Raw genomic sequence first — 12253 nt, forward strand, 5'->3', positions numbered from 1 at the left:
TCAAAAATATGTCCCTAAAACTAAAATTTAAGAGTTTTCTTTTTCGGTTTTTAGAGGTGCTGCCTAAAAAACAGGGAGATCAGGTCTATCACCGGGTACAGAGGTTACTCAGTAATGAGGATCTGGGTTTTAAAATTAGGTCTGCCCATAATACGTTCCGAACATTTCAGTTTATTACCCAGGAACACGAAATAAAAATTAAGGATAAGGTTCTAACAGAAATAGGATCTGGTTGGTTACCGTTGATGCCTTATTTTTTCCGGTATTTCGGAAAAGCAAAAAAAGTTGAAACTTTTGACCTTAACAGTCATTACCAAAGGAAAAATATCGAAAAGTTAAATGAGGCTTTTTCGGAAGAATATGAATTAGAGATCAGGAAGGTGAAAGAGTCGGCTTACTCACTTCCCGAAGCAATTAATTATTTTCCTGATTCAGATATTTTAGATCATAAACTCACAGATAGTGATTTGATTTTCTCCCGCTTTGTATTGGAGCATGTGAAACCGGAAACTATTAAATCCATGCACTTAAAGTTTAAAAGGGAATTAAGATCAGGAGCACACATTGTACACCTTATTTCTCCGGGTGATCACCGTGCCTATGTTGACAAAAAACTTTCTCTTCAGGATTTTTTACAGTATTCAAATGTGGAATGGCAAAAGAAACACACCAGATTCGACTATCACAATAGACTGAGATTACCTCAATATTTAGAGATATTTAATAACTTGGGTTTTGAAATTGTTCATCATACCTATGAGGTGCCTGATAAGGATTCTAATTATTATCACAAATTTAAAGCTCTGAGTTTACATCAGGATTTCAAAGGCTTTACAGATGAGGAGTTAATGGCGGGTGCAATCAATATTATTTTAAAAGTATAACGTATGTTAGTAATCGCTGAGGTTGGTCAGGCACATGAAGGTAGTCTTGGTATGGCTCTATCTTATATAGGTGCACTTGCTGAGGCAGGGGTTGATGCAGTTAAATTCCAGGTACATATTGCCGAGGCGGAAAGCAGTATTCTTGAACCTTTCCGAATTAAATTTTCTGAACAGGATAAAACCAGGTTTGACTACTGGAAACGAATGGAGTTTAGTACTGATGAATGGAAATTAATAAAAAAGACCTGTGAAGATAACAATGTGGAGTTTCTGGCTTCGCCTTTTAGCAATGCTGCGGTAGATCTATTGGAGGAAGTTGGGGTTAAGCGTTATAAAATTGGTTCAGGGGAAGTGAATAATTTTCTTCTTCTGGAAAAAATAGCTAAAACCGGTAAACAAGTTATTATTTCTTCAGGAATGAGCTCTTTTGATGAGCTTGATGCTACGGTGAGCTTTTTAAGGGAAAGAAAAATAAGCTTTTCTCTTTTACAATGTACCACCTCCTACCCAACAACACCTGCAAACTATGGTCTTAATGTAATTCAGGAATTAAAGCAGCGCTATAAGGTAAAAGTAGGATATTCAGACCATTCATCAAAAATAGAAACTTGTATCGCCGCTACTGCCATGGGTGCTGAAATTCTTGAATTTCATGCTGTTTTTAGTCGTAAAAGTTTTGGGCCGGATGTTTCTTCTTCACTTGAATTAAGTGAAATTAGAATGCTGGTGGCTGCAATTAGAAATATATCTACGGCCTTGAATGAACCTGTAAGTAAGGCCGATAATTCGAAATATTCAGGCTTAAAGCAAATTTTTGAAAAATCACTTGCCGTAAATAAAGATTTGCGTAAAGGAGAGATCATAAAATTCGAGCATCTTGAGGCTAAAAAACCTAAAGAATATGGAATTGATGCTTCACAATTTGACCAAGTGATAGGAAAAAAAATTGCTAATGATATAAATAGATTTGACTTTCTAACCTGGTCCCATTTGGCCGAATAATTTGCCATGATAATAAATAAAATTGCCAGTAAGCAATATCGAAAATTTTCTTCTGCTGAAGGCAGCCAGTATATATGTAGTGAATATGCTTTAAGCAGAGTATTAAAGATCATTAAAATATTTAGACCTGAAAGAATTTTGGAGGTAGGACTTGGGATAGGAACAATTTCAGATTCTATCCTAAAAGCGTTTTCAAATAATTATTATCCGGAAGTTTATGGAACGGAGAGAAATGATTTTTGTTTAAATCAGCTTCCAAAAAATATAGGGAAGGATTTCAAAAAATTAAAAGTTTACCATTCAATGCAGGAAATACCGGAAGATATATGTTTTGATCTGATCATTATTGACGGTAAAGAATCAGATCTCAAATCTTTACAAAAAAACCTAAAAAATAATGCCATTATAATTATTGAAGGGGATAGAAAAGACCAGACTCAGCTTCTTAAAAATATTTTCTCTGGTTCAAAATTTGTACATTCGATAACAAGTAAGAAAAACAATTCTTATTCCAATAGATCGTCAGATCATTTTCAGGGAGGATTAAAAATAATTTTTGTAAATCCCAATTTAAAACAAAATCTCTATTGGGTGATATTAAAAATTTCGGCGAAAATTCACTTTCAATTTCGAAAATTGGTTTAATGCAAAATAAAAGAAAGATCTGTGTAGTTGTTACCGCACGCCCATCCTATAGTAGGATCAAATCTGCCTTGCAGGCCATAAAAGGGCATCCAGATCTGGAGTTACAGCTAGTGATAGCAGGTTCAGCCTTGCTGGATCGCTATGGCAATGCCGCAGATTTTATCCAGAAAGACGGATTTGAGGCTTCTGCGAAGGTATATATGGTGCTTGAAGGAGAAAATCCAACTACGATGGCTAAAACTACTGGGATAGGCCTAATGGAGCTTACAAATGTATTTTATAATTTAAAACCGGATGCAGTGATTACCATTGCTGATCGTTTTGAAACTATTGCCACCTCTATTGCGGCAGCTTACCAAAATATACCTTTAATTCATATTCAGGGGGGAGAGGTAACCGGAAATATTGATGAAAAAGTAAGGCATGCCAATACCAAATTAGCCGATTTGCATTTTGTTTCCAGTGAAGATGCCAGGGATCGGGTTATTAAGTTGGGAGAGGAACCGGCTAAAGTGATTAACACCGGATGCCCATCAATTGACCTGGTTAAACAGATTGAAAGCGAAATAGAGCTAAATTTTGATCCTCTTCAGAAATACGGTGGAGTAGGTAAAAATATTGACTGGAAAAAAGGTTACCTGGTGGTGATGCAACATCCGGTTACAACTGAATATGAAAGTTCAAGAGCGCATATAGAAGAAACTTTAAAAGCTGTACATAAAAGTGGTTTGCCAACATTCTGGTTTTGGCCTAATGTTGATGCCGGATCTGATGGGACTTCCAATGGTATTCGTACTTACCGGGAGCAGAATGATCCGGAAAACATCCATTTTTTTAAAAATATGGAACCTCTGGATTTTTTACGCTTACTTAAATTTTCAAAGCTTCTTATTGGTAACTCCAGTGTGGGAATTAGAGAATCCAGTTATCTTGGTCTGCCGGTGATCAATATTGGAAACCGGCAGAATAGAAGACTACGTGCAAATAATGTTACTGATCTTGATTATGACCGAATGAAAATACTTGCTGCGATAGAAGAGATCTCAAAAATTGACCATTTTGAAATATCTTCGATTTATGGAAATGGAGAATCCGGAAAGAAGATAGCTAATATACTCGCTTCTGTAGATCTGTGTTCATCAAAAACCATCACCTATTAATGAGAATACTCGGTTTAATTCCAGCTAGGGGAGGAAGCAAAGGCATTCCCCGAAAAAATATTAAGAAATTGGGTGGGCAGCCCCTATTAAAGTATACTATTGATTCTGGGAAGAGATCTAGATATTTATCCAAATTAATTCTCAGTTCAGAAGATTCAGGCATCATAGAAGTTGCAAAGAGTTTAGGACTTGAAGTTCCATTTGTTCGGCCTGGCGATCTATCAAGGGATGCCACTCCCAGCCTGGATGTTTTAAAACATGCTTTAAAATTTTATGCTGATCAGGATGAAAACTTTGAAGCGGTTTGCCTCTTGCAAACTACAACACCTTTTAGAAGAGATACTTTAATTGATGAAGCTATCGAAAAATTTATTGATGGCGATTATGATTCTGTAATAAGTGTTCGAGAAATACCTGCAGAATTTAACCCCCACTGGGCTTTTGAAGCTCATGATGGGGTCCTAAAGATAGCCACCGGAGAATCTACTCCTATTACTAGAAGGCAGGATCTTCCTAAGACCTATCATCGTGATGGCGCTATTTATATTACAAAGACTGAGGTTATTTTAAATTCTAATTCTCTTCTTGGTGATAATATAGGTTTTATCGATGTAAGCGCTCAGGATTATGTGAATTTGGATACCATGGAAGACTGGAAGAAAGCCGAAGAAATATTGAAAAAAAGAAATTAATGTGTGGGATCGCCGGAATTATCGGAAATGGAATTCAGGAGTCTGAGGTTGAAGAAATGCTTCTCTCCATAGCGCATCGTGGTCCTGATGCCAGGGGAATATATAAAGATAAGGGATTTGCTGTTTTAGGACATAATCGTCTTTCAATCATTGATCTTTCGCATGAAGCGGATCAGCCTTTGACGGATCCCACAGGCCGTTACCACCTAAGTTTTAATGGAGAGATATACAACTATCAAGAATTAAGAAGAGAAATAGGCGCAAGATATACTTTCAGAACCAGTTCAGACACCGAAGTTTTACTGGCATCTTATATTCTCTACGGGAAAAGTTGCCTGAAAAGACTGAATGGTATGTTTGCTTTTGCCATCTGGGACAGTAAGGAGAAAAAACTTTTTGCGGCTCGTGATCGTTTCGGGGTGAAACCTTTTTATTATAGCAATATCAGTAACAAATTTCTTTTTGCGAGCGAAATAAAAGCTATTCGCTACGTAAAATCTGTAGGCCCCAATGAAAGTGTATGGGCTAATTATTTTTGTTTTGGTTCTTATGGCTCTCCTTCAGAAACTTTTTATAAAGATATAAATCAATTACCTGGTGGCCATTTTATTGAATATGAGAATTCCACCCTGTCTATTGATAAATGGTATGATTTTGCTGAGCAGATCGGGAATATTCCAAATAATTTCTCAACAGCCCAAATTAAAGAGAAATACCGGGAATTGCTTATTGATTCAATTAAGTTAAGGTTTCGGGCAGATGTTGAGGTTGGATTCAATATTAGTGGAGGTATAGACAGTTCTTTGTTGCTTGCCCTGGTTAATGATTATAACAGTAGTAAAAGAACAAGAGCTTTTACATTCTATACGGGTGCTGAACGTTATGATGAATTGCCGTGGGTAGAAAGTATGATAAGACAAACCGGAAATCCTTTAGAAAAGGTGAAATTCAGTGCTGTTGAAGTACCCGAATATGCAAAATTATTGAGTGATGGTCAGGAGGAGCCTTTTGGCGGTATCCCCACCATAGCCTATTCAAAAATTTTTAAAATGGCAAACCAGGCAAGACTTAAGGTTTTAATGGATGGTCAGGGAATGGATGAACAATGGGCGGGATATGATTATTATAATTCTCAACATGATTCGGTAGTGCAGGGTACCGGAAATTCCAGCTCCTTTAAACCAAATGTCCTTAAAAGTGATTTTGCGAATCTTGCCAAAAAATCAGAGTATCCAACACCTTTTAACTCTCGTTTACAAAATTCGCAATATCGTGATCTGTTTTATACCAAACTGCCAAGGGCATTGAGATTCAACGATCGTATTTCTATGTCTTATAGTACAGAGCTAAGAGAGCCTTTTCTTGATTATAGATTGGTAGAACTGGCATTTTCTATTCCGGACAATATGAAGATTAATGGAAAAACACATAAGTATTTATTACGTGAAATTATTAAGGAATTTGTGCCGAATAAAATTTCAGAAGCTCCCAAAAGAGCACTACAAACTCCACAAAGGGAATGGTTAGGGAAGGATCTGGTTGCTTTTGTAAATGAAAGTTTTGCAAACCTGGAGAGCTCGGTTTTTCAAAGCTGGTTTGATCATGATATGATCCAAAAAGAATGGGAACAATATAAAAATGGATCAAAAGCCAATAGTTTTTTTATCTGGCAATGGATAAACACAAGTCTTATAGCTTCCGATATTCAGAAAACTACTTAGTTTTCTATATTTGAAGAGTTGGACAAACCAAACCTGAATTTGAGATCAAAAAAACTTTTAGTAATAATCCCTGATGGAGTAGGTATAAGGAATTTTGTACATACAAAATTTCCGGAGGAAGCGAAAAAAGCAGGATGGCAATTAATGTTTTTAAATATGACCCCTTTTGATCTAAAAGGGATAGGGCATAGTGAGATAAAACTAGTTCCTAAGCCATCAGCATGCACAGATCTTTTAAAACGCGCTAAAATTCTTATAGAGTTGGATCTATTTAAAAGTAAATTTAATGATCCGGTATATGAAAAATATAAATTTCCAGTCTCGAGTAAAGGCTTTAAAAATAAGGTGAAGAACTTTATTCTTAGTATCCTGATCAGAAGATATAATTCAGAAACTGGTTTGGTGAAATTAAGGCGGAAGATGAACGATTCTGAAAGAAAAACAGGCTATTATAAATCCTGTATGGAAATATTGAAACAAGAGAAACCTGATGTAGTATTTTGTACAAATCAAAGGCCGGTACATGCGATATCACCTGTGACTGCAGCTCAGGATCTTGGTATATCTACTTCCTGTTTTATTTTTTCCTGGGATAATCTTCCTAAGGCAACTAAGGTACTTGATACTGATTATTATTTTGTCTGGAGTGAATATATGAAGAAAGAATTGCTTCAATATTATCCAGATATAAAATCCGATCAAATTAAAATCACGGGTAGCCCTCAATTCGAGATTCATAAGGACAGATCGGTTATTCTGGAAAAGGACGAGTTTTTTGATATGTATGGATTGGATAAAGAAAAACAATATCTATGTTTTTCCGGGGATGACATTACCACATCTCCCCACGATGAATATTTTTTGAAGGATATAGCTGAAGAAGTAAAAAAATTAAATCAAAAGGGATATAATCTGGGAATAATATTTAGAAGATGTCCGGTAGATTTTTCTGATCGTTACAATAAGATATTACAAAAATATACAGATCTTATTGTCTCTATTAATCCGGTTTGGACTAACGGAGGTGGTTCCTGGAATCATGCTATCCCTACAATAGATGACCTTAATTTACAAACTAACATTATAGAGTACAGTTTTATGGTGATAAACGTAGGTTCCTCTATGGTCTTTGATTATGTTGCCAAGGGAAAGCCTTGTGCTTACCTGAATTATCTACCTTCTCTCACGGAATTGAAAAAAGACATCAGGGAGGTTTATTTATATACTCATTTTAAGTCTATGCCCGATAGAAATTCCGTTTACTGGATAAATGATAAATCTGATATACCTTTAATTATTAAAAATGCACTGGAAAATCCAGAAGTTGTTGTATCCAATGCTCAAGACTGGTTCTATAGAATCAATAATATGCATGCTGAAAAGAATGCATCAAAACAAATAGTTGATCAATTAGATAGCTTATTATAATATGCACGTAGCTTTCTTAACTCCAGAATATCCACACCAGCTTTGTAATGCTTCAGGAGGTTTGGGTACAAGTATTAAGAATCTCGCAGAATCCCTTGTAAGAAAAGGAGAAGAGGTAAGCTTGATAATATACGGCCAAAAGGAGGAATCGAATTTTGAAGAAAGCGGGATTCATTTTTATCTTATAAAACAGAAAAGCTATTTTTGGGGAGGTTGGTTCTTTTATAGAAAATATATCCAAAGATTTATAAATAAACTTATTAGTGACAAAAACATCCAGATAATTGAGGCCCCAGACTGGACGGGGATCACAGCATTAATGAATATAAGCTGCCCGGTGGTAATACGTATGAATGGTAGTGATGCATATTTTTGCGAACTGGATGGAAGACAACAAAAGCCAAAGAATCGCTTTTTTGAGAAAAAAGCTTTAAAATCTGCTGACTCACTGGTATCTGTTAGTGCATTTACTGCCAGGAAGACCAATGAAATTCTTGGTTTGAAAAGGCATATTAAAATCATTCCCAATAGTATTAGAATTGACGAATTTGGACCTTCAGTAGAAAAACCTGTTCCTAATCGAATATTATATTTTGGTACGCTTATTCGAAAAAAAGGGGTTTTAGAACTTGCCCATATTTTTAACCATGTAAACTCTGTTCTTCCAGATGCTGAATTAATTCTTATTGGAAAAGATGTGCCTGATATTTTTGAAAAAAGATCTACTTTGGAAATTTTTCAGGAGAAACTAATAGAGAATGCTAAGCAAAAAGTGAAATATATAGGTGCAGTTTCTTATGATGAGGTTAAAACATATATAAAAGAAGCTGTAGTTGTAGTGTTACCTAGTTTTGCAGAAGCCCTTCCTATGACCTGGCTGGAGGCGATGGCGATGGAAAAGGCTCTAGTGACCTCCAATATTGGATGGGCAAAGGAAGTAATGATTGATGGCAAAACTGGATTTACTGTGTCACCTGAGAATCACCAGCTGTATGCTGAAAGGATCATTGAACTTCTTGGAAATCCAGACCTAAGTAAAGAGATGGGAGCTAATGCAAGAATAAAAGTTTTAGATGATTTCTCCTCTGATGTGGTCGCAGAAAGGAATATTGCATATTATAATTCAGTTTTGGATAAATACCTGAATAATTGATCTATTTAAAACATATAAATACTAAAACTGTAAGTTCTGTTGTCAAGGATGGAGAGCAAATCCAGGTTCTGAATACAAATTTGATTCTTTGTTTTTGGGAAATTTGCGAAAGATTCCCTGATGAGTTGGTCATTTGGATAGATGAAAAAATAGATATGGTGCTAAGCGATGATTTGCATACTATTTTTCATCATGATCTCATAATGGCTTCTTATCCTATTGAGTCCAAATTCTTTCCAGATTCCATAGGTTATATAGATCAGTTTCCTTTTGTAAATCCGGATCATACTGTTAGATATCCAACCTGGCGAATGAGTACAGACGTTGGGGGTATCAAAACTCAAACAGCGCTCAAATTTAAATCGATATTTCAGGATATTAAAAATTTTGGATACCTCCTTAATTCTATCGCCAAAGTTGGACAGCAGAATTCGCTTTTCTGTTATAACGAACCTGATTTAATTAAAGAAAATTATCAAACTACTTTAGAAAGCCGGGCATCCATATCCTTGCTATTTAATTTTGTATCCCAACATTATAAAAATGAATGGTTATTTGTTTTATTATTCTGCTTTATTAAATATGAAAGACAATTGCCATTTTGGTCATTTTTTAAAAGTCACTTTAAGAGATCCTGGTTTCGTAAGACAATTGACCTTTCAGATTTAACTCTAGCATTTGAAAAAACCGAAAGTTTAAGAGATACCATAGATATATTAATTCCAACTATAGGCAGGCCTGAGTATTTGAGACAGGTAGTACTTGATCTAAAAGCACAAACACATCTACCTTCAAAACTGATAATAATTGAACAAGAACCCGATCTCAATTCCAAAACACAATTAGATTTTCTATATAAAGAAGATTGGCCATTTGAAATAGTTCATCGTTTGATTCATCATACAGGGGCGTGTAATGCAAGAAATCTGGCCATGCAACAAGTAACCAGCGACTGGGTTTTTTTTGCAGATGATGATATACGCCTTACTGAAAATGTTATAGAAAAAGCTTTAGAAGAGTTACATCGACTAAATATTTGTGCTCTTAATCTAAATTGTATCCAGCCGGGCGAAGAAATCTATTTTGAAAAGATTAAACAATGGGCAGCTTTTGGTTCAGGTACTTCTATTGTAAGATCTTCACATGCTTTAAAATGTCAGTTTTCAGAGGCTCTTGAATTCGGTTTTGGTGAGGACATTGATTTTGGATTACAATTAAGATCCCATGGTTGTGATATTATCTATCAACCAGAGGTTAAAATTATACATTTGAAGGCAGGTAGTGGTGGTTTTAGGGATACTCTAAAAGCGAAATGGGCTAATTCCAGTTTAGAGCCTAAGCCTTCACCAACAATGATGTGGTTGGTGAAAAAATACTATTCTTCGGAAATGATCAGGGGATATAAGGTGAGCCTTTTTCTGAAATTCTATAAAAAACAAAAGCTCAGAAACCCATTGAAATATATTCAACTGATGAAAAGAAGGTGGGATTTGAGTGAGCAGTTAAGTGATAAATTACCTCGGTCTTAAGGCAATTAATTAAAATTATCAAATGCTAGAACATATTAAATCATTTAATTTTAGTCTTGTTGTTTGTACTTATCAAAGATCTGAGTCGCTAGAAAGATTAATGGATTCGGTAGCGGAACAAAGTCTTTATCCTAACGAGATTTTAATTGTTGATGGCTCTTTAGAGGATAATACCAAAAAATTAATTCAGGCGAGAAAGTATAGAAATCTTACTTATTTCAGAGTTAAAGAAAATGATAGAGGATTAACAAGGCAAAGAAATTATGGGATCAGTAAACTGGCTTCCGAGGCTGAGATAGTCTGTTTCCTTGATGATGATATAGTTCTGGACAAAGGTTACTTTGAAAATCTAATAAATACGTATCATCTCCGTCCTAAAGCCATCGCCGTGGGAGGTATGATTGTAAATGAAACCAATTGGACTAAACTTGATAACAAACATAAAGTTACATTTGATGAATTCTCAAAAGATGGTTTTGTGAGAAAACTTGGCCTTAGAAATCTTGTTCGTAAGAAGCTAAATTTATTATCAGATAAACCACCAGGTTTTATGCCTTCTTTTTCTCATGGTCTTTCTATAAGTTTCCTTCCACCCACGGGTAATATTTATCCGGTGGAATTTTTTATGGGAGGTGTATCATCTTATAAAAAGGAAATTTTTGAAGAATTAAGTTTTTCAAATTATTTTGAGGGCTACGGTTTATATGAAGATATGGATTTTTGCCTTCGAGCTTCCAGTATAGGAGAAATGTTTGTAAATACAGCAGCGAGGGTAGAGCATCTGCATGAGGAAGGGGGAAGGCCAGATTATTTTAAATATGGCAAAATGGTAGTGCGAAATGGATTTTATGTGTGGAAGATTAAAAATCCTAACCCGAATTTCAAAAGTGTTCTAAAATGGAATGCAATTACCCTACTTTTGATTTTAATAAGACTGAGTAATATTTTAAATACGAACGAAAAGGAAAAATCACTGATGGACTCCCTCGGTAGATTCATAGGCTGGATAAGTTTGGCTATTAATAAACCAAGAGAAATATAAGAATGAGAAAGTGGATCCAATCATTTCTTTTTTTAATGGGGATCTTTCTCATAATCCTGGTTATTTTCAATTATAGATACCCTTTTATTGTACCAGCAAGCAACGGTTGGTCTATTGGTTTTAGAGCTATTGATGATCCTCTTCAAAAAATAACTCCCTCACAAAATAATTTGATTAGCCATGATTCCCTTAATAGGATCACAAAATTTCAGACGAGATTTTTAGCCGATCCTTTTCTCATTTATGAGAATGGTATTTATTATATATTTTTTGAGCATCAATTGGAGCAGGGGCCGGCAAAAATTGGTCTTCTTCAATCGAATGATGGTTTGAACTATATTTACAAGGGGAATGTGATTGATGAAAATTTTCATTTATCCTTTCCACAAATATTTAAATATGGGAAGAATTATTATATTCTTCCAGAATCCGCAGCAATTAATCAGGTAATTCTGTATAAGGCGGTTAATTTTCCTTTCGAATGGAAGGTTTCTGACACCTTAATAAAAAATGTCAAATTAAAGGATCCTGCTATCCTTTTAAGTGATACTTTAAATTTAATTACAGGTATTGATGACAACTGGAACCAGCAGGTTTTTAAAGCAGACTCACTTTTTGGAAATTGGAGAAGAGACAAGGCTTTTAGATCAAAGAAGGGAAATGAAATTAGACCTGGAGGAAGTTTTTTTTCAGTTGGGAAGGAGTGGTATTTACCTTTTCAGAATAATCAGGAAGGTTATGGTACTGGTGTTTCCTTGTATAAATTAAAGAAAAATAAGTTTGAAAAGATAATTTCCAGACAATTATATAAATCTGAATCAATTGAATGGTTTGGTAGAGGTATGCACCATCTGAATGTTAATAACTTAAACGAAGAGTATTATTTAGTCTATGATGGCGATGAAATTAAACCTGGTAAAAAAAACCTAACCTGGATATCATCTATTAAATATAACTTGTACGACCTTCATAACTTTGTGTTCAGATAAATTCAACC

General features: G+C 35.0%; 11 protein-coding genes. All 11 read left to right on the forward strand.

The genetic code is table 11. From position 1 onward, the window contains the following. The first annotated feature begins 8 nt into the window (after nt 1-8). The 11 genes from GFO_RS02695 to GFO_RS02745 are packed head-to-tail and all read left to right on the forward strand — an operon-like array spanning nt 9 to nt 12245. A complete protein-coding gene (locus tag GFO_RS02695) occupies nt 9-884 on the forward strand; it encodes a hypothetical protein (RefSeq protein ID WP_011708488.1) in 876 nt (291 codons plus the stop codon). Between the two features lie 3 nt (nt 885-887). Further along, nucleotides 888-1886, forward strand: coding sequence for an N-acetylneuraminate synthase family protein (locus tag GFO_RS02700; protein ID WP_011708489.1), 999 nt, complete (start codon nt 888-890; stop codon nt 1884-1886). A 6-nt stretch (nt 1887-1892) separates the two neighbouring features. Then, a complete protein-coding gene (locus GFO_RS02705; RefSeq protein ID WP_011708490.1) occupies nt 1893-2531 on the forward strand; it encodes a class I SAM-dependent methyltransferase in 639 nt (212 codons plus the stop codon). After that, nucleotides 2531-3691 (forward strand): UDP-N-acetylglucosamine 2-epimerase, encoded by a 1161-nt coding sequence (gene neuC / locus GFO_RS02710; protein ID WP_011708491.1) that lies wholly within the window; start codon nt 2531-2533, stop codon nt 3689-3691. Before GFO_RS02705 ends, neuC begins: the two co-directional genes overlap by 1 nt. Then, nucleotides 3691-4383 (forward strand): acylneuraminate cytidylyltransferase family protein, encoded by a 693-nt coding sequence (locus GFO_RS02715; RefSeq protein WP_011708492.1) that lies wholly within the window; start codon nt 3691-3693, stop codon nt 4381-4383. Before neuC ends, GFO_RS02715 begins: the two co-directional genes overlap by 1 nt. Then, nucleotides 4383-6104, forward strand: a complete 1722-nt coding sequence (gene asnB / locus GFO_RS02720) for an asparagine synthase (glutamine-hydrolyzing) (RefSeq protein ID WP_011708493.1) — start codon at nt 4383-4385, stop codon at nt 6102-6104. The genes GFO_RS02715 and asnB overlap by 1 nt, the downstream gene beginning before the upstream one ends. 39 nt (nt 6105-6143) lie before the next feature. Then, the gene (locus GFO_RS02725; RefSeq protein WP_041250220.1) at nt 6144-7532 is read left to right on the forward strand and encodes a glycosyltransferase family protein; all 1389 of its coding nucleotides are present in this window, start codon (nt 6144-6146) and stop codon (nt 7530-7532) included. Nucleotide 7533: 1 nt separating this feature from the next. Next, nucleotides 7534-8685, forward strand: coding sequence for a glycosyltransferase family 4 protein (locus GFO_RS02730; RefSeq protein WP_011708495.1), 1152 nt, complete (start codon nt 7534-7536; stop codon nt 8683-8685). Beyond that, a complete protein-coding gene (locus GFO_RS02735; RefSeq protein ID WP_011708496.1) occupies nt 8682-10214 on the forward strand; it encodes a glycosyltransferase family 2 protein in 1533 nt (510 codons plus the stop codon). The genes GFO_RS02730 and GFO_RS02735 overlap by 4 nt, the downstream gene beginning before the upstream one ends. A gap of 22 nt (nt 10215-10236) precedes the next feature. After that, the gene (locus GFO_RS02740; RefSeq protein ID WP_011708497.1) at nt 10237-11256 is read left to right on the forward strand and encodes a glycosyltransferase family 2 protein; all 1020 of its coding nucleotides are present in this window, start codon (nt 10237-10239) and stop codon (nt 11254-11256) included. A gap of 2 nt (nt 11257-11258) precedes the next feature. Further along, nucleotides 11259-12245, forward strand: a complete 987-nt coding sequence (locus GFO_RS02745) for a glucosamine inositolphosphorylceramide transferase family protein (RefSeq protein WP_011708498.1) — start codon at nt 11259-11261, stop codon at nt 12243-12245. The last annotated feature ends 8 nt before the right edge of the window (nt 12246-12253 follow it).

This window comes from Christiangramia forsetii KT0803, assembly GCF_000060345.1.
Taxonomy (GTDB): domain Bacteria; phylum Bacteroidota; class Bacteroidia; order Flavobacteriales; family Flavobacteriaceae; genus Christiangramia; species Christiangramia forsetii.